Origin of the sequence: Occallatibacter sp. (genome assembly GCF_049582745.1) — a bacterium.
In the GTDB taxonomy this organism is placed as follows: domain Bacteria; phylum Acidobacteriota; class Terriglobia; order Terriglobales; family Acidobacteriaceae; genus Telmatobacter.
The window spans coordinates 82501-101106 of sequence record NZ_JBAUUO010000010.1; the positions used below are offsets into that span (position 1 = coordinate 82501).

At 57.4% G+C, this 18606-nt stretch carries 17 protein-coding genes and 1 tRNA gene; 5 read left to right on the forward strand and 13 right to left on the reverse strand.

Annotated elements, in window-relative coordinates; genetic code table 11:
- Positions 1 to 18 precede the first annotated feature (18 nt).
- The 3 genes from WCA10_RS01265 to WCA10_RS01275 all read right to left on the reverse strand — a co-directional run bounded on the left by WCA10_RS01265 (position 19) and on the right by WCA10_RS01275 (position 3233).
- The gene (locus WCA10_RS01265; protein ID WP_472820664.1) at positions 19 to 459 is read right to left on the reverse strand and encodes a hypothetical protein; all 441 of its coding nucleotides are present in this window, start codon (positions 457 to 459) and stop codon (positions 19 to 21) included.
- Positions 460 to 1163: 704 nt separating this feature from the next.
- On the reverse strand, positions 1164 to 1961 hold the full coding sequence (locus WCA10_RS01270; protein WP_472820665.1) for a Crp/Fnr family transcriptional regulator: 798 nt from the start codon (positions 1959 to 1961) through the stop codon (positions 1164 to 1166).
- 180 nt (positions 1962 to 2141) lie between these two features.
- Positions 2142 to 3233 carry a PilZ domain-containing protein gene (locus WCA10_RS01275; RefSeq protein ID WP_472820666.1) on the reverse strand — a complete coding sequence of 364 codons (1092 nt, stop codon included), beginning with the start codon at positions 3231 to 3233 and terminating at the stop codon, positions 2142 to 2144.
- Between the two features lie 417 nt (positions 3234 to 3650).
- On the opposite strand from WCA10_RS01275, the gene WCA10_RS01280 reads away from it, so the two are divergent.
- A complete protein-coding gene (locus WCA10_RS01280) occupies positions 3651 to 4640 on the forward strand; it encodes an IS1595 family transposase (protein ID WP_472820667.1) in 990 nt (329 codons plus the stop codon).
- 175 nt (positions 4641 to 4815) lie between these two features.
- On the opposite strand, the gene WCA10_RS01285 is transcribed toward WCA10_RS01280, so the two are convergent.
- From WCA10_RS01285 to WCA10_RS01325, 9 genes are all read right to left on the reverse strand, one after another.
- Positions 4816 to 5844 carry a hypothetical protein gene (locus WCA10_RS01285; protein WP_472820668.1) on the reverse strand — a complete coding sequence of 343 codons (1029 nt, stop codon included), beginning with the start codon at positions 5842 to 5844 and terminating at the stop codon, positions 4816 to 4818.
- A 358-nt stretch (positions 5845 to 6202) separates the two neighbouring features.
- Positions 6203 to 6901 carry an SPOR domain-containing protein gene (locus tag WCA10_RS01290; protein WP_472820669.1) on the reverse strand — a complete coding sequence of 233 codons (699 nt, stop codon included), beginning with the start codon at positions 6899 to 6901 and terminating at the stop codon, positions 6203 to 6205.
- 52 nt (positions 6902 to 6953) lie between these two features.
- The gene (locus WCA10_RS01295; protein WP_472820670.1) at positions 6954 to 7748 is read right to left on the reverse strand and encodes a slipin family protein; all 795 of its coding nucleotides are present in this window, start codon (positions 7746 to 7748) and stop codon (positions 6954 to 6956) included.
- A 43-nt stretch (positions 7749 to 7791) separates the two neighbouring features.
- Positions 7792 to 9126: an NfeD family protein gene (locus WCA10_RS01300; RefSeq protein ID WP_472820671.1), complete on the reverse strand. Its 1335-nt coding sequence runs from the start codon at positions 9124 to 9126 to the stop codon at positions 7792 to 7794.
- 15 nt (positions 9127 to 9141) lie between these two features.
- Positions 9142 to 10731, reverse strand: a complete 1590-nt coding sequence (locus WCA10_RS01305; protein ID WP_472820672.1) for a tetratricopeptide repeat protein — start codon at positions 10729 to 10731, stop codon at positions 9142 to 9144.
- Positions 10732 to 10832: 101 nt separating this feature from the next.
- Complete coding sequence (locus WCA10_RS01310) at positions 10833 to 12452, reverse strand: ArnT family glycosyltransferase (RefSeq protein ID WP_472820673.1); 1620 nt, start codon at positions 12450 to 12452, stop codon at positions 10833 to 10835.
- Between the two features lie 88 nt (positions 12453 to 12540).
- Positions 12541 to 12846: a DUF3467 domain-containing protein gene (locus WCA10_RS01315; RefSeq protein ID WP_472820674.1), complete on the reverse strand. Its 306-nt coding sequence runs from the start codon at positions 12844 to 12846 to the stop codon at positions 12541 to 12543.
- Between the two features lie 111 nt (positions 12847 to 12957).
- A tRNA-Leu gene (locus WCA10_RS01320) sits at positions 12958 to 13042 on the reverse strand.
- Between the two features lie 74 nt (positions 13043 to 13116).
- Positions 13117 to 13947, reverse strand: a complete 831-nt coding sequence (locus WCA10_RS01325) for an amidohydrolase family protein (RefSeq protein ID WP_472820675.1) — start codon at positions 13945 to 13947, stop codon at positions 13117 to 13119.
- A gap of 71 nt (positions 13948 to 14018) precedes the next feature.
- Between WCA10_RS01325 and WCA10_RS01330 the strand changes: the two genes are divergently transcribed.
- The 3 genes from WCA10_RS01330 to WCA10_RS01340 all read left to right on the forward strand — a co-directional run bounded on the left by WCA10_RS01330 (position 14019) and on the right by WCA10_RS01340 (position 17665).
- A complete protein-coding gene (locus tag WCA10_RS01330; protein WP_472820676.1) occupies positions 14019 to 16127 on the forward strand; it encodes a S9 family peptidase in 2109 nt (702 codons plus the stop codon).
- Positions 16128 to 16236: 109 nt separating this feature from the next.
- Positions 16237 to 17514, forward strand: a complete 1278-nt coding sequence (locus WCA10_RS01335; protein ID WP_472820677.1) for an ABC transporter permease — start codon at positions 16237 to 16239, stop codon at positions 17512 to 17514.
- Positions 17507 to 17665, forward strand: coding sequence for a hypothetical protein (locus WCA10_RS01340; protein WP_472820678.1), 159 nt, complete (start codon positions 17507 to 17509; stop codon positions 17663 to 17665). The genes WCA10_RS01335 and WCA10_RS01340 overlap by 8 nt, the downstream gene beginning before the upstream one ends.
- 23 nt (positions 17666 to 17688) lie before the next feature.
- Here WCA10_RS01340 and WCA10_RS01345 read toward each other — a convergent pair whose 3' ends face one another.
- Positions 17689 to 18051 (reverse strand): hypothetical protein, encoded by a 363-nt coding sequence (locus WCA10_RS01345; protein WP_472820679.1) that lies wholly within the window; start codon positions 18049 to 18051, stop codon positions 17689 to 17691.
- Positions 18052 to 18244: 193 nt separating this feature from the next.
- Here WCA10_RS01345 and WCA10_RS01350 point away from each other — a divergent pair, with 193 nt between their 5' ends.
- Positions 18245 to 18496 (forward strand): isocitrate lyase/phosphoenolpyruvate mutase family protein, encoded by a 252-nt coding sequence (locus WCA10_RS01350; protein ID WP_472820680.1) that lies wholly within the window; start codon positions 18245 to 18247, stop codon positions 18494 to 18496.
- The last annotated feature ends 110 nt before the right edge of the window (positions 18497 to 18606 follow it).

The following is an 18606-nucleotide window of genomic DNA, read 5'->3' on the forward strand; positions in this document are numbered from 1 at the left end:
TGCAACCGGATCCCTGGATCAATCCCCCGCGAGATTCTGGTGTTTCTCGACGCGGAAAGCAATACACTGCTCAGCGGTGCCGAGAGCACGGGCACTTAAATCCGCATAACGCGTGTAGAGTTTGCTCGACCCATCTTTGTCGATGCCTTTGGAGATTTGCTTGAGGGAATTGGGTTTTTCGTCAGCGCCGAAGTCGCGATGCGCAGCCGCTGTTCCCCAGCGTTTGTCGAGGAATGCCGCCAAAACAAAAATGATGATGAGGACGAGAGCAAAGCCACCAATGATGACTTCGGTATTCGTCAAATGGAGGATATTATGTCGAATAGCGGGTAAAGAACTGATCAGCGTTCTTTGAATACCACTCGTCAGAATCACGACTGTTCGACGAATTCGTCGGAAAAGTGCCGGCTCGGCACTCGACAGGTTTGACTGGTGTAATCGAGAAAAACCATATCGCATATATGATTTTGCTCATGTTGCGCGAGATCGGCTTCATTTTGAACCGATGCAATTGTCGCGAAGCACAAAATGCAAATTGAATCGTGCGAACCGTCCTTATTGTGCCTGTGCGGAAAATGGCAGGTCAGCTGAGAGGCGATCATGTGCTCCTTTCGGTGATCAACGTTGAGAATTGGTTACGGTGTGAACCCCGCTCGGATCGTGTTACCGGTCTGTTCCGGTTAGACAGATCTTCATCTTCATTTAGGTCCTGTTGGAATGGGGCCGGGATCGCTGGAGATCGAAGCCCACGACCTTGTGCTTGCGGCCAGCCGTCCGTGTTGGGCGAAAAGGAAGGCTCGATTGCTCCTAATCCTTGCGGCCTCAACCCTTCTGCCACTTCGAGTTCAGCAATCCGGCAACGGAGGTAGGCCTTGATGTTTTCGATTGCAATGGGGTCTTGGGTCGGATAGGAGGTTCCTTCAATTCTCTTGAGGAGGAAGCGGATTGCTTCTAAAAGGCTCGGTGATAATGGACGGTTCAACTCACTTGTCTTTCGATCCGTGCGGTCCGTCCATGCTCGTGTGAAGAAAAGTTCAGATTTATTTCCGACTGGCGAGACTGAATCCCGACCGGTGCTGGTCGCATCGTGTAGAACGTCCGTGTTAAGCGTGTGGCGAAAACTCGAACTTGCCTGAGGTGTCACTATTCGTCTCCTTCGAGACTCAATGTTGGGGGGGAAAGAAATACTTTAGCGGATGCTCAAAAGCGGCGCTGGTCAATTTTGAACACGGCGCAATTGCGTTTCGTGCTCGACTCAGCGGGGGGTCGAGGAGTGTGGGCCGCGATGCGTTCTGCTCAGGCAACTTGTCATGGAGCACCATGCTGAGCAGCGATTCATGAATATGGATGCGGCCGTTATAGCTGATGTAGCCGAGCTTCCTGAAGCGGTTCATGAAGAAACTTACCCGCGAACGAGTCGTTCCAATCATCTCCGCCAGGGTCTGCTGAGTGACCTTGGGAATTACGGTCACCGGATCGGACGTTTTGCCGTAGTCTGCCATTAGCAGAAGTGTTCTCGCGAGGCGCCGTTCGCTGTTGTTAAATAATTGATCGATCAAATCGGCTTGAGTTCTGCTGCTTCGGTGTGCAACGAACTGCACAAACAAGTCTGAGAATGCATTCTCAGAATGCAGGACGCGGGTCAATTCCTCGCTATCGATCTTGAGCACCACACAGACGGTAATGGCCGTGGCGCTGGTCGTGCGTTGTTCGTTTGGCCCAGCCATGCATTCCTCGCCAAAGAAGTCTCCCGGAGTCAGTAGTGTAACCGTGGCTTCTTTGCCGCCTCTGGAGACGACCGTAAGCTTGGCACGGCCCGTCCTCAGATAGAACAGGCAGTCCGCTCGTTCTCCCTGGGAAGAAAAGACCTGCTTCGCTTTGAGGCGAATAATTCTTCGTCCTGGTCCTGTGGCTGATAAGTATCTGTCCGTATTGAACGTGCCCTTGCGGTTTCTGAGCATACCTCAGCCTTGCATCCGAGACCAAAAAAGTCTGTGCAGTTTAGCTCAGTCGATGCAGCGCGGTCCGGCAAAAGCGCTGGGAATCCTCCTAGCCCAGGCACATTGCCCAAATCCTGTGCTCTCGATTAGCCGGGTATCCCTAAGCCTGTCAAAGGGGTTCGCTTTTAAGGCATGGGAAAGCTAGAAATAGAACTCCCGCGGGGTTCCTCGATGCCCATTGCAAAGCGCGAACAGCTGCAATCCGAGAGTCGTGGGCGTGATATAGACTTCGTTACTCCTCAGCAGCGCGGAGGCACTGCCGGCTCTTATCTCTATTAATTGAAATCCAGACAGAGCTTCGAGGTCGCGCTCTATCAGAGATCCTCGCGATCCTACTGTTGCAACCAGTTCCTCCATATTGCAGGCCAGCGGCTTCGCGATGACTTTGCCTGATTCCGAAAGGACCTTCGTTGCTCGTGTGCATACAACCGTGAAGATCCGGATCGGAATCGAGGTGAGTTGGCTGAACAATTCAACAAACTCCAGATTCGTCGTGTCTCTTCCATCGGGCGAGATCGACGTTATCAAAAGGCCGGCCCAGAATCCATGCAGCCATTCTTCGTCCGTGCCTGATCCGATTTCAAGAATGCGCACTGCGACCTGCGGATTGACACGCGCTCTGGTACCTGCGAGGTCAAGGCCAAGCACGTTCTCTGTCTTCAGTGCAATCGAAACAGCGTTCAGAACCTTATGGCTGCTTGCCCTGGTGCGAACCCACTCCCCGATTTCTTCAGCGCCTTCTGAACAGATGCGACCTAAAAACGCGAAGGCTTCGACCATTTGCACGAGGCTTTGCATGTCTCGCGGCTTCGTTTGCTCGATCAGCGACTCCAGCAGAGTCTCCCAACGGCGCGACTCCGGATCGTCTTTCGACCAAAGGAAAGTCAGTCCCACACCATCCGTTCCACACCTCGCAACCTTCGCTTGCGTGGTGATCCGGCGCGCCGGGTCCAGTTCCAAAGATCCTTCCCGCTGCAGGTTCAGCGTGAGAATTGTGCCGGGCTCCCAGCGTTCCTTTGTCACAAGATACAAGCCCGTCGAACTGATATCCCTGACCGCCTCCTGCGTCAGGGCCGAACCATTCCAGCGGTAGGCCGCAAACTGATCCACGCGCCGGCGCTCCGCCCTATCCTCCTCGGGCGCCAGAAACTTCTCCAGCCATCCAAAGGATGCTGCGATCGGATCGGAATCAGGTTTTAGAGCCTTTTCCAGCCAGCTAACGCGTACAGCCATTCAACCTCCGCTTCGGTCTTCAGCACGCAGATTCAATGCGATTTTACCCACACCTTAACCTGCTCGAGGTAGCACCTTCGTGCAAACGAAACTCCGAAGTACCGCGAGCGGTCAGGTTTTGAAAGACCGCTCTCCTCAATGCTTTGGAGGATTCCGGAGTGTCGTCCCGCGCGTGAGGGTGGAAATAGGCGGCTGGTCCACGTACGATCTGGGTTCCCCATCTTCCGCTATCAGGACATGGGTGACCTTAGCGCCGATGTGGCGCGGACTCCCCCCAAGTCACCGCCTAGTGGAGTCAAGCCTTTCCGTCCAAGATTTCCGCTAAACGCCTCAATCCAAATGCCAAGTAAAGGCAATAATAACCTTGACGCACAAATCTGAAAGAGCGATAATGTTCTTAGTCGGAAGGTGCGAAACATGAAAAAGCCGGTAACTCTTCAGCAGGCAATAGTTTACTTCGGTGACCCGGAGCGGGCTTTTGAGTATGCGAAGTGGCTTCGCTGGCCTGATGGCAAGGTTTACTGCCCCCGCTGTGACTCCGAGAAGGTCTCGTTTGTGAACGCCACCACAAAGAAGGGTGGGACGCGCAAACTGTGGTTCTGCAACGGCTGCAAAAGGCAGTTCACTCTCAAGGTTGGTACGGTGTTCGAAGACTCTGCGCTTGGACTCGACAAGTGGATGGCAGCGTTTTGGATGCTCGTCAACTGCAAGAACGGAATCAGCAGCTACGAACTCCATCGTGCTTTGGGAGTTAGCCAAAAGTCGGCATGGTTCATGCTTCATCGCATCCGGGAAGCAATGAAGTCTGGCAGCATTTCCAAGATGGGTGGTTCCGATAGCGGCCCGGTGGAAGTAGACGAAGCCTTTATAGGTGGTCGCATCCGCAACATGCACCGTTCCAAGGTGCGCGAGAAGTACAAGGGGCAGCCGATTGGCGGATGGTCGCAGAAAGCTATCGTCATGGGTATCCGTGACCGTGAGACGCGGCAGGTTCGCGCCAAGGTCATCCCCAACACGAACCGCGAGACTTTGCAAAACATGATTCTTGAGAACGTGGACAAGAAGTCCACCGTGTACACCGATCAGGCGCAGGGCTACTACAAACTCGCGGAGAAGGATTTCGTGCATGACACCGTGAACCATTTGCAGGAATACGTCCGTGGGCAGGTTCACACCAACGGAATCGAGAACTTCTGGAGCCTGTTGAAACGCGGCCTCAAGGGCACCTATGTCGCCGTCGAACCATTTCACCTTGACCGCTATGTCGCGGAGCAAGTGTTCCGCTTCAACAACCGCGCGACGAAGGACAATCCGCTTACCGATGAAGACCGCTTCGCTCTCGCTATGATGCAAGCGGTAGGACGTCGCCTCACCTATGCTCAACTGATGAACAGTGGAGCGGACTGACACACGCTTCAAACGGTGGGGACGGGGAAAGCGCATCACTTCTCGCGATCTCCCTTCTTAGGTTTTGGTTTCTTTGTTACTGCTGACTTCGGAACGCGAAAGAGCTTCTTCATTCCTTCTTCGAAGTTCTTTCGCGCTTCCGTTCCATTCCGGTATTCAGGTTTCATAGGCTCACCTATCCGACCCCAATGATGATATCTGTATTAGCGTTACATGGATGACCGAATGAAGCGCTTCCAAATTTAACTGCTTCACCATCAATAACCAGAGGAAATAGCCTCCCTGGTTTCCAGAAAATCCCCTGCACCCTAATGGCATGGTCGTTGAGAAATCGAATATTCAGTACCTCTTGATGCCATTTATCAAAGACCTTGAGAGTATGTCGATCGGGCCTCTTGGGTCTGAATGCACCATTCTGGGGAGTTTCAAAACTATTGCCCTCGATATGGACAGCATCACCGTCTGGCGTATAGATATCTCCCGAAACGGATATCTGTCTTCCCTCTCGCGTAATCGACAACATGTCTTGGTTGCCGATCTGCACCAGAACGATCCTCGATTTATCGGACCAACTCATCCCCCCGGCGGAATAAACACGCATGGAAGATAAGGTTGGTGCAGATGGCATTGGTCTGCATGGATTTGGTGGCATTGGATCGTCCGCTGGAGTCAGGATGCCAATAGTCTGTTGTAGTTCGAAGGCTGTCTCTTCCCAGTCAACATAACCCAACGCGGCAACCAGTACTGCGACTCCCACAACCACGCCTCCACTGCGGTAGACCAATTCTTTTTTAAGTTCATGTCTGTACCTTTGCGCCGTATCAGGTTTATTTGCCTTGATTCGAGCCTTAGCCTTTTGGCGATTCAAGGTCTGCTTGTAAAGAAAGTCAGAGCACTCCCACCACGCGATAAGCCATAGGCCAGCAAAAGCAATCAAAATGTAGGCCACCCAAAAATGATGGAGTTCGATCATTCCGAACCCCAACGTACCGGCGGCAAATTCTGGAACCCAACCGGAATTCTTCCACGAGAACAGCCTCCTAATTTTGGCGTAGGTAAGCACTTTGACCCATTGTCGAACGAAACACACTTGTGCGTCAAGTTCGTTATTGCCCAAGTAAAGGCAATAACCGACTTGGCTAACCAGACGATTGCTCAAAGTCTCATCGACATAGGACAGCACCCAATGAGAGCGTTGCGGCATGATCGATCCGTGCGCCAGCTTCCTGTTCATCGCTGGTGGCAATCACACCTGCCTGTTGGCAGTTGGATTGCCGTTTTAGCTGTGCTGGGGTACTCGTGCCGCTCTATAGACAATGGGAGACGATTAGTCGCCGAGAAAAGGCCATATGGATCGTCATAATGTTCGCCCTTGTTGGACTCGAATTGTGGGGACTCCACGTTGTTACCGATCTCGCCACAGCCAGTGCAGATTACCTGTCCATCAGGCCGCCGGATAGAGGCCAATAGACCGATGCAGGTTTGTTCGTTGGAGGAGTGGCGGATGGCTTCAGATAAGGTCTGAGGTTCGTACGGCTTTGGGTCCCACTGTAGCCATCGATCTACTGCACGATGGCGTTATAGCCGTCGTTCAACAGTTTTTGGCGCATCTCGTTTGCATCGTTTCGATTTGCGAAGGGACCAGTTTGCACGTGGATAAGGCTGTCGCCGACTTCACGACGAGCGGTCACAGAGTAGCCCCGTTTGCGCAGTGCATTGACAAGCACTTGCGCATCCTCTTGATGCGAGACCGCGGCAATTTGCACCATCCAGCCCTGGACTTGCGTCATCGCCGGCTGCACCTGAAGTACGGAAGTGGATTGCGCCCCGCTGGTTTGTAGGGCAAGTGCAGGATGTACCTGGGAATCAAGTACCGGCTTTACCTGAGGCTGTGGCGCACCTGGATTACCGGGCACAGCAGAGGCTTGGGCCGGGATCGGCGTTCTAATGGCTCCCGAGGGAGGATTGGAGACATCCGCCGTTGCAATCGCCTGCGGCCTCGCCGGCGGCTGCCCGGCTGCTCCAGGTTTGGGGCCCGAGGCAGTTGGAATAGGGATTGGCTTCGCGTACGGGGATGGCGACGAGGTCGTTGCTGACACCGGCGCGCGATGGCCAACGAAGTACCCGATGCTGAAACAGACCATGCAGAGAACCAGAAGCCCGCAGCCGAGAACGAAGAGCGTGCCGCCTCCTAGGGTGAGTTCGGTGTCCCGGTCGCTCTCCTCGGCTTCCAGTTCATCTTTGCTGAAGTCTCGAATCATTCTTCGCTCTTGGACTCAGGAAGATCCTCGATCGGTTCTTGGGGACTCGGTTCTACGAGTTGTCACTCGCGGGCTTCGGAGGCATTGAGGCTGGAGTCAGCTTGTTCAGCATTTGCATCAGTTCAATGGGCAACGGGAACACGATGGTTGTGTTCTTCTCGACGCCGATTTCGGTGAGCGTCTGCAGATAGCGAAGCTGTAGCGTGATGGGCTGCGTGGCAAGCAGTGCCGCCGCGTCCACCAGTTTTTGCGCTGCGTCGAACTCGCCCTGTGAGTGAAGGATCTTCGCGCGGGCTTCGCGCGCTGCCTCTGCCTGCTTCGCCATGGCGCGCAGCATCTGCTCCGGCAGATCCACCTGCTTCACTTCCACCGAGATCACCTTCACGCCAAATGGCTCAGTGCGCTGATCGATGATGGTCTGGATCTTCAGATTCAGCTTGTCGCGATGGCTGAGAAGCTCATCCAATTCCACTTCGCCCAGGACGGAGCGCAGTGTTGTCTGCGCAAATTGCGAGGTCTGGTACACATAATTCGCCACCTTGATGGCAGCAGCGTTGGGATTGACTACGTACAAAGTGACGACTGCATTCACCTTGAGCGTCACGTTGTCGCGTGTGATTACATCCTGGGCCGGAACTTCCAGCACTTCCTGCCGCAGAGAGATGCGAACCAACTGATCGAAGGGGCGGAAGACCAAGATGATTCCTGGCCCCTTCGGAACGGGCAGTGCGCGGCCCAGGCGAAAGATCACAGCCCGTTCGTAGTCACGCAGAATCTTGATGGAATTGACGAGATACAGAACAACAATGGCAACTGCAATCAGAATTGGAACCGAAACATCGGGCATAGCGCTTTCCCCCACTCAGCACGGATTGTACTCTCGCATCAATTCAGGCGGCCGTGCGCGGTGTCGCCGCCGACTCAGCCGGGGCAACACGGAGCAGGTATTGCTCGTGCCCCACTACGCGCAGCCTAGCGCCCGCTGGAACCGGTTCGCTTGCCACGGCTAGCCATATCTCGCCTTCCACCAGCACGTGGCCTTCAGGCGCGAGCGGCTCCATGGCAGACGCTTCGCTGCCCACCAGCGCGTCAGCTCCGAGCCTGGCTTTCAGGCGCCGCGCGCGTATGGCCAGCCTGACTAGGAGGACAGTGATGGTTCCAAATCCCAGGCTCACTCCCACGGCGACCCACGGGTTTACGCGGAGTTCCGGAATCGGAGCGGCAACCAGGGTCAACGTCCCAAAGGTCAAACAAACAATCCCTGTTAATGCAAGCGCGCCGTGGCCGCCGAACTTGGCTTCGAGAAACATCAGCGCAAATGCCGCGATTAACAACAAAACTGCTGTAAACCGAATGGGCAGCAAGTCGAGAGCGAAGATGCCCAGCAGCACCATCAACGTTCCTAATGCGCCCGGCACGATGGTTCCCGGGGTGTTGAATTCAAGATAGATCAGCAGCGCGCCGCCGACCAGAAACAGGAGCGCAATGTTGGGGTTCACCAGCCAACCGAGCAGGTTCTCGCGCAGGGTGGGCTGCACAACTTCGATTTGTGCGTTTTTGGTGTGCAGGGTCAGCTTTGAGCCGTCTATAAGCGTGATCTGACGCCCGTCGATCGCGTCGAGCAGTTGCGCGTCATTAGGCGCGATCACGTCGATGAGGTGCTGATTCAGAGCCTCTTCGGCGGTGTAAGAGTGCGACGACGCAACTGCGGCAATCGCCGCCTCAGTATTGCGATTGCGTTTGGCGACATAGGACCGCAGAAATGCCTCGGCGTCGTTCTCCACCTTCTGGCTCAGAACTTCGTCGGGCTTTCCACCTTCGAAGACTACGTGCGCAGCGCCGGCATTGGTTCCGGGCGCCATGGCGGCAATATCGGCGGCCTCCAGCAGAAAGAATCCCGCGGAGCCAGCACGCGCACCCGCCGGGGCAACATAGACGATGATGGGCACGCGGGAACTGAGGATCGCGCCTGCCATGGTACGCATGGAATCGACGAGGCCACCGGGAGTATTGATCTCGATCAGCAGAGCGGCGGCGCCCTGGCTGTTGGCGTGCGCAATGGCCCGCTCGAGTAGTCCGGCGCTGACGGACTGGATCGTGTCGTCGAGGACAAGCTTGTCAACCACCGGCTGCTGTGCACGCACGGCTCCGGCGGATGCGAGCCCGATCATTGCGATCAGGCTGAAGAGTTCGCGGAACTTAAATCCACTCGCGTGCCGAAGCATAACTTACTCCAATCGCTACGGTTTCTTCCCGGACCTCGCCTCGATTTCCCGGTTCAACTCTTTCGCCGTGGCGCTGCCGGGATCGATTTTCAGCGCTTCTCCAATATCGCGGCTCGCGTCGTCCATGTGATTCGCCGCCAGATCGAGCCTTCCCAGCACCAGGTATGCATCCAGCGAAGGCGAGAGCTTCAAGGCCTCATTCGCCTCCTTCCGGGCTGCATTCAGGTCTCCGGTGCGCTCGCGAACGGCGGCTAATCCGGCATGGGCATCGGCGAGCTGCGCATCGTCCGCCTCCGCTGTCTGGTACAACCGCTCGGCTTCGAGGAGCAGCCCGCGGTTGAAATAGTCCTTGGCGCGGGCGGCCAGTTTCACAGCCCGGTCGTGGGGCGGAAGCGCTGCCAATCGAGTTGTCTCCAACTGATCCATCACCACCGCCGCCTGCTTGAACGCAACCGCATCGAAGGTACGCACGATGCGCTCGATCGGTTCGCCCGCTTCATCGGCATCCGCGGCCTTGGGGGCCTTCCACGCCGCGAGCACCTGTTGGGCCTCGGTGTCGCTGGGCCGGAGTTTCAGGCACTGGTTCAGTTCGTTCAAAGCACTCGCCTCGGAACCGTGGCGCTTGAGGCTCGCGGCGAGGTTGAAGTGGTAGTCGGCATTATTCGGGTCAGCAGCGGCCGCCTGCACAAACAGGCCGGTACCGTCGTGATTTTGACGGCTTACGGCGACGCCTTCGTTGTTCAGCACTTCGCCAAGGGGCAATTCGCGTGCCACTCCCGCAAAGGCATCCTCTGCCCGCTTATAAGAACCGGAGTAGAGCAAGGAAAGACCGCCGTAAAAGCCCGCCTCCAAAACATCAGGATCGTTTGGACTCACCTTGGCGAAGGACGACGCAGCTTCTTCATACTGCTGTCCGTTAAAATCCTCGCGGCCGAGCGCCATCCATGCTGGGCTGAAATTCGGACTGAGGGTAACGGCCTGCTTCAAATGACGCTGGCGTTCCTGCTGGTCCGGCTCTGAGATGCCGCGGATGTACTGTTCGAAGGAGTCGAGGCGGAGCCCGGCTCCGGCAGCAAGAAATGTATCCTGTGCAACGCTGAATCCTGGATCCATGATGCGGGTGAGGCGCCACGCGAGCGAGTCAAATACGGCAATCAAGTCCCGCATCTCACCATGCGCCACAACTGGGTCGCTCATGCGCAGACGGGGAACGTCAAGAACGCGAGCTTCGGCTACGATGCCGGTCCCCTCCATGCGGTAGCTGCCGACGATAATGGAGTCGGCATCCAGCGTCTGCGCAAGCTTGAGTGCACTTGCCCGCGAGGGCTGAAACTGCTGCGGCAGGCCGAGATGGTCAAGCGCATATGTGCGGTCCTCGCGGCTCATGGGCGCGAAGCCGGCGGAAGCGAACCGTGCATCGAGAATCTCAGGCGCAGCTTCGCGAATCCAGTCGAGATTGGGCTGCCCGGTGCCGTTGTCGAAAGGCAGGACCAGCAGAATCCGGTTTTTCCCCACGCTCTCAGCATCGGTTGCGGCAGCCTGGGCATCGGCATGTCTATACAACGTCAGGCCCGCAAGCAGCAGGAATCCTGCGCATCCAAGCACCGGCCGTAACCATCCGCGAAATCGATTCAGAATGAGCACAACAGGTTTGATTATAGGTGTTTCGGCTTATTCATCGCATTGTCTCGAAGGTGTCGGGCAGTTCATCGTGCGGGACGCGGCAACTCAACGTGGGCTTCAAACTGCCGGTTGAATCGGATAAGTGCGATCCACTGGGCGTGATCTTCGCGCTCCCAGTTCAAGGTTCCATGCAGGCGCAGAGCAATTGCTTCGGGCGGCAGATCGTGATGCAAGCCAAAGTACCTTTCGTCGAGGGCTTCACTCTTCGGTCCGAGGTTCAGAAGCAGCGAGGGAGGATCGTATTTTGTCGAAAAGACGAGGGCTGTCGAGTAGCCACCGGGGTTGTCTGCGGCGCGATCGATCTGTCCGGAGGTGAAGTCCTCGAGGCGGTAGACCTGGTACGGCGTCTTTACGTAGCCCAGTTCCGGCTTGGTGAGTTCATCGGTAACGGGCCATGCGGAAAGAACCGTGGATCCGGGGTATCGCTTGTTGAGCTGCGCGATGCCGGCCATGTGCAATCGAATTACGCGGGCATATTCCAGGTTGTCTTCGGGTGCAAAGCGGTAAGGCGGGTTGATGAAGAGGCCTGCAATGAATGCCGAGGCCGAGAAGAGAGCGAGCGCCTGCCAAAACGGCACCCGGCGCGAGAATGTAGAGACGGCGACGAGCAGGACCAGCGGATACATGGGCAGCAAGTAACGGGTAAGCAGCGCACCTCCCAGAACGCTGAAGAACGCTGCGTTTGCAAGGAGGATGAAAAAGATCCGCCACAAAACCTCAGTGCCGATGCGAGGGCGTTCGTGACCTTCCGCGTCAAGGCGTGGTCTCAGCATCAAAGCGGCGATGGTAAGCAGCGACGGAACAAACATATTCATGTGTGCCGTGAGGTGGAGAATGCGGTGTCCAAAAGCCGCCAGAAAGCGCGTCGGCTCGAAATTGGCTTCAGCGTTGTATTCGAGAAATTCCGGATTGCCGAAGACAAATCCGGTTTTGGAGAAGTGCCATCCGTACCACACGACGAGCGGGATGACGCATCCTGCAAACCAGGCGGCGTCGATCAGGTGGCGCTTCCGATGTGGCTGCGCTGAACGAAATCCATCCACCAGCGCCATCGCCGCCAGCGTCATCGGAATCACGATGGCAGTCTCTTTCGAAAGCACGGCAGCGGTGAACCACAAGGCGGCAACACGCGGCTTGCGATCGCCGTCGGGCAGCGCATAAACCAATCCCCAGAGCGAAAAGGCCGCAGCGAAAATATCGGCTTGGGCCAGGGTGCTCTGTGCAAACCAGATGGGGTACAAGGTCGTCAGCACGACTGTCCAGAAGGCGACTTGACCGGAACCGGCGACACGATGCGCGAGCCGCCAGACGGCGAGAAGGCCGACGGAGGCAATCATCAGTACGGCTTCCCGGGTCACCTCCGGGTAGAAGCCGGAAAGTTTCCACCATAGCGCAAGATAGACGCTGGGAAGCGGCGGGTGCGCATTCGACATAGTGGTAATTGGGATCAGGGAACCGGTGCGGAAGAAGTCCCACGCAGCGGGAATATAGTAGCCGGCCTCATCCCAATAGTAGGGCAGGCGCAGCAACGAAACGTGACTGACATACAGCAGGGCAAAGATGACCGGAAACACCAACCAGAGCGGGAATGGCACGTCCATGCGCGGCTCGAGGATCGTTCTCAGACGCAATCGCCTGCTCATGAGTATGTCTTCTGATCGCTGGCGGTTCTCGCCGGCGAGTGCCCCATCGGCGGCAGGCGGGGAGCGCCTCCGCTATCCTCAGACAACGCTAATTGACCGGCCCCGGCGGGAAGTTCATGTTCTGCGGTTCGAGATTGAGGGCGCCGAAGGCCTGTTCGTACTGCGAGAGATTTTGTCCCAGCACGTTCCAGAGCGCCTTGGCTTGTTGCGGACTGAGAAAAATGGCCTGGTGGTTGCGGATCGTGACCTGGTCGGGGCTGTCGCTGGAGGCAAGGCCGAAGACCATCGAGAAGTCCCACACGCTCACGCGCACCTGCACGCTGTTGGCGTAGGACTCGCGATAGTCCGGAGTCTGCACGACGTTCATCTGGGGCTGTTGCGGAGTTGGGCTCATAGTTTCTTCAGATTACTCTGTCAGGGGCGGATTCACGCTGCACAGCCTGTGGGAAGTATGCAAGCACTCCGCGCCGCGTGCGGTCGGGCGCGGCGCGGAATGGAATGCGGATGGTGCGAAAGGAGGGACTCGAACCCTCATGGGTTACCCCGCCAGATCCTAAGTCTGGTGCGTCTGCCAATTCCGCCACTTTCGCGCTAGAGCCAATCTAACACTGGCGGCACTCTGAAATGAAGGTGATCGCTGGGACTGAAGCCAAGCGCTTCCCAATCATTGCAGTCCGTAGAACGAAACGCAATTGCCGCCCAGAATCTGCTCCTGCTGGGTAAGGTCGAGTTGCCGGATGTAGTCGTTCACGATGGCGATGGTCTCGGCATAGGGGGCGCACAAGGTACACACAGGCCAGTCGGAGCCGATCATCAGACGCTGCGGGCCAAAGGCTTCGAAGACCACGTCGAGATACGGGCGAAAGTCTTCAGGTTTCCAATGTTTCCAACGGGCTTCGGTGACCATGCCCGACAGCTTGCAGCAGACGTTTTCACATTGTGCCAGTTCGCGGATGTCGCGGGACCACGGTTCTATCAGGCCGTCGGCGATTCCGGGTTTGGCGATGTGATCGAGGACGAATGGCTGCTGAGGGAATTCCTGCACCAGCTTTGCGGCGACGGGCAAGTGGCGTGGATAAACAAGCAGATCGTAGGTAAGGCCGTAGCCGGCGAGACGAGCGATGCCCCGCTGAAAATCGCTGCGCAGCATGAATTCGTCGTCGGGCTCCGCTTGCACCACGTGACGAATGCCGACCAGCCTGGGAAGATGCGCAAGGCTATCCAACTGCGCCTGCAGGTTGGGAGAGCAGAGGTCGACCCAACCGACGACACCTTTGATGAAGTCACTCTTTTCGGCGAGCGAGAGCAGCCATTGCGTCTCCTCCATCGTGTGGCAGGCCTGCACGGCTATGGAGCCATCAAATCCGTTCGCGGCAAGCAGCGGCTGCAGATCGCCTGGCAGGAAGTCGCGCTTCAACACTGTCATTTTGCCGTCGATCCAGTCATATGCGGTGGGGCTGTATCTCCAGAGGTGCTGATGTGCGTCGATTTTCATGGTTCGATCTCGTAGACACCGGTATCCACAGGCCATGCTAACCCCTGCGGTCAGACCGGTATAGTGCTCATATGCACCTCTTTTTTCGTCGCGCTTTCACGACCTCGCTTTGCCTGTGTTCGTGCTTCGCCGTAGCACAAGTTCCCAGGAGCACGATCACGCTTGATGAGTACCTGAACACCACCGAGATCACCACAACCAGCCTTTCGCCGGACGCGTCTGCCGCCGTCGTTGCCACGGAGACGCCGGACTGGAAGGCAAGCGTTTATCGCCACGATCTTTGGCTGTGGAGCGCACAGGCAGGCTTGAAACCGCTGACTCACTCGGGGACGGACGAGCAGCCGCGCTGGAGTCCGGACGGGAAGTGGATCGCGTTTGTCTCGGACCGGGCGCCGGCGGGTTCAGAAGGCGGCGATGCGGGAAACGAAGATGGGAAATCGAGCCGTATATGGCTGATTTCCGCTTCGGGTGGCGAGGCATTGCCGCTCTACAGCGAGAAGCTGGATGTGCATGCATTTGCGTGGGCGCCGGACAGCTCGGCGATCTATTTCTCGGCCACGTCACCGCTCACGCATGTCCAGGAGGATGATCGGAAAGACGAGTGGAAGGACGTGGTGCGTTGGCGCGAGCAGTATCGCGGCGACGTTCTACTGAAGGTCGAGGTAGCCCCGGCGCTGGCGCGGGCGGTTGCGGTGCCTCTAGCTAAAGAGGTTCCCAAGGCAGCTAAAGCCAACGCAGAACCCTCCTCGAAGCTCGCGGCAGGCGCGGAGACGATAGCGAAGGTCGATCTGGCAATCAGCGAGATTGCGCCCTCGCCGAATGGCAAGCAGGTTGCCTTCCTTACCGAGCCAATCCACAAGCGGATTGAGAACCCGGCGGACTACGAAATTTTTCTGGTCGGAGCAGCAGGTGGCAGCGCGCAGCAACTGACGCACAACCAGGCCGTTGAATCAAATCTTCGCTGGTCGCCGGACGGGCACTGGATTCATTTTGCCGTGAATGCTGCGGCAGGCTCGCTGGAGGGGAAATATCGCGATGTGCAGGGACGGCTCTACCGGATCGATCCGGCTTCAGGCAACGCCGAACGACTTGGTGCGTCGTTCGACGGGTCGCTCGACCAATACATTTTGCTGGCGGACGGACGCGAACTCGCTCTCGGGCTCAAGGGCATCGAGACGCAGGTTTACCGGATCGAAGGGGAGAAGGCGACGAAGCTGCCGGGTATCGCGGGAAGCTATGCCGGGCTCGATCCGGCGCATACGGCCGATGCGCTTCTGGTGAGGCACTCGACGGTAAATGATCCAACGCAGGTTTATCTCGCCGCCGATCCGCAGCACCCTGACAAGCTGAAGAGGCTTACGGACTTCAATTCGGTATTTGCAGAAAGGGCGCAGCCGGAGTGGGAGCCCTACACCTGGAAGTCCGATGACGGTCAGACGGTGGAGGGAATGCTTATTTTCCCACCGGGCAAGAAGGGTGCGAAGCACCTGCGCATGTTTACCCTGATCCATGGCGGCCCGGCGGATGCGGATGGCAACCGGTTTGGCGCGGATTGGTATGACTGGGCGACATTTGCGGCGGACAACGGCTGGCTCGTATTTCGGCCGAATTATCGCGGGTCGTCCGGCTATGGCGACGAGTTCATGCTGCAGATCGAGCCGCACCTCGTGTCGAAACCGGGGCGGGATATTCTGACCGGCGTGGACGCGCTCGTGAAGGACGGATATGCGGATCCGGACCATCTCGCGATCGGCGGGTACAGCTACGGCGGCTACATGACCAACTGGCTGATTACGCAGACCGCGCGGTTCAAGTCGGCCGTAACAGGTGCGGGCGCAGTGGAGCACGCAGCGAACTGGGGCAACGACGACGAGACGTGGGACGACGCGTGGTACCTGGGCGGACGGCCGTGGGAGAACCCAGCGCTCTACCAGGATGAAGCGGCATTGTTCCGTTTCGACAAGGTAAAAACTCCTGTGCACCTGGTGCAGGGCGGTGCGGACATTCGAGTCAGCTTTCTGGAAGGCGAGACGATGGAGCGCGCGCTTCAGTCACTGGGGATTCCACACTCGTTCCTGGTGTTTCCGGGCGAGGGGCACGGCCTCGGCAAGAACCCGTGGCATGGCTACATCAAGTTGCGCGAGGAGTTGAAGTGGCTGGAGAAGTACGATCGGCCGTAAAGAATCTCGCCTGATTGAAATATGGAGCATCAGCTTTGCCACCCCGCACGTCCAACGAATGTGCTGAAGCCGACCGCTTTCATGGCGCATCCTATCCTGCAGGCCAAGAATGAATCCTGTTGTTGAACAAGCCCGGCACGCCGCGTTTCAGCAGACTCTGCTGAGTGCGCGCCGCACCATGCTGATGAGCGAGATCCTGAAGCTGGCCATCGATAGCTTTCGCGCCAGCAAGCTGCGTTTTGCGCTGACGGCGCTGGGCATGGTGATCGGGACGGCATCGGTGATCCTGGTGGTGACGATCGGTCTGACGGGGCGGCTGTTTATCCTGAACGAGATCCAGAAGATCGGCACCAACGAAGTCGAGGTCGAGTACTCGGGCGGCGGCGCAGTCGGAGCCGAGAAGGTCAATTACAACGACTTTCTCACCCGCGAAGATGAGAAGGCAGTGCTGGCGCAGGTGCCAAGCGTAGTGGCGTCATCGCCGGTGCTCGAATCGCATGACCACATCAGCTTTGGCAGCGGAGTGGTGAAGGACACTCTCGTGTTGGGAGTGAGTCCGCAGTACAGGCAGGTCCGTAACCTGATCGTGCTCTCGGGGCGCTTCTTTGACGAGGAGGATGAGAGCGCACACATGATGTGCGCGGTGGTCACCGTGCCCTTTGCGCGCGATATGTTCGGCAGCGAGGATGCGGCCATGGGCAAGGAGTTCTCGATCCAGGGAATTCCGTTCACGATAGTCGGCATCTTCAAGGAGAGCGTGGACACTTTTGGCGAGACGGAGATCGCGGACGAAACGATTCTGATTCCTTTCTCGGTTGCGCGATACTTTACTGGAACCGACGACGTGAAGCAGCTCTACTTCACGATCCGCAGCATGGACGAAGTTCCTGATGCCACACGGGAGATTCAGCGTGTGATTCAGGGGCGGCACAAGCCGAGTTCGGTTTATAAAACATTCGATTTGCGCGAACTGCTCACGATGGCCAACCGCATCGCGCTCGCGCTGACGGCGGTGCTGGTGCTGGTGGCGGCGGTGACGCTTGCGGTAGGCGGCGTTGGCATTATGAACATCATGCTGGCCAACGTGCGGGCGCGCATTCGCGAGATCGGCATTCGCAAGGCGCTGGGCGCAACGTATCGCGAGATCAAGCTTCAGTTTCTGGCCGAAGCGGTGATCATCTCGCTGACCGGCGGGCTCGCGGGTTGCATCGTGGGGCTTGCCATTCCGTTATCGATTCGCCTGTTCTCCGATTATTCGCTGCCGATTTCGATGTGGTCGGTGGTGATTGCGCTGGCGGCGGCGACAGTAGTGGGTGTGGTGTTCGGTACGGTTCCGGCTACGCGTGCGGCGCAGATGGATCCGGTAGAGGCTCTGAAGTATGAGTGACGCGCACGGGCCCGAGCAGCCGCCCGATCCGACAGACGACGAGCCGTCGGGACCAAACCTCAAAGTGGCTTACGGCCTGCTGGCGGTTGCCCTGGTTGCGGCCATCTGCATCGCGCTGTTTATTGTGCTGCCGTTTTATCATCGGCGCTGAGATTACTCGGCTCCGAACAAGGCTCACTTTCGCCGTGCATCCTTGCCTGCGGGCTCTCCCTCAATGACCGGCCCCTCGGGCTTGACCTCGAATCGCTTCGACTTGCGGTAGACGTTGGCAACTGCCATCGTCCAGAGTGGAACGAAATCGACGCCGGGAACGAGCTTGCCAAAAAATGATGGCAGAAATTCCCAATGCCAGCCGAGAAGGAAGCTCATCGCTCCCGCCATCCCCAGGTCGAGGAGATCATCCACGGGCGATGCGGCGCCCTCGATGAACATGGGAAAGACGGCAATCTGAAGAAGGTCCGCAACGATCGCCAGAGCGAACGCGGCGCGCATCCGCATTCGTGGAGAGATCGTGATCGTGCTTGTGCTCAAATCCATTCCAATCTGCAGGGCAACGTTCTCCTAATCAAGATAGACGCTCATTCATGTGGCCCGGTTCCCCATCGCGAGAAAACAATTGATATCCAGGAAGTAGGATGCGACGTGTACGCGCTCGGGATGAGCCGTACCATTATCTTCGTTGGCATCGCAAGCCGGCGCAGTTTCTGCCATTCTCGGATAGAGGGGATTCATGATGACGCAATCGGAAAAGGCGGTCATTTTTCAGACGCTGCACGAGCGGAAGCAGCCCTTCGTGATCGGCAACCCGTGGGATCCGGGATCGGCGCGCATTCTGACGAGTTTAAAATATGCGGCACTCTCGACGACGAGTGCGGGGCTGGCGTTTTCACTGGGACGCAAGGACGGGACGGCAGCGGTGAGCCGGGCAGAGACGCTAGAGAATGCGAAGAGCATTGTTGAGGCGACTAGAGCATTTCACTAGTTACTGTGCACGGGGTCATTTGTGTTGCAAGCTAAAGGTGGCGATTGTCCGCACACCCAGATGCCGGAACCATACTCGAACGATCTGCGAGGGAAGTTCTTTGCGGCGTA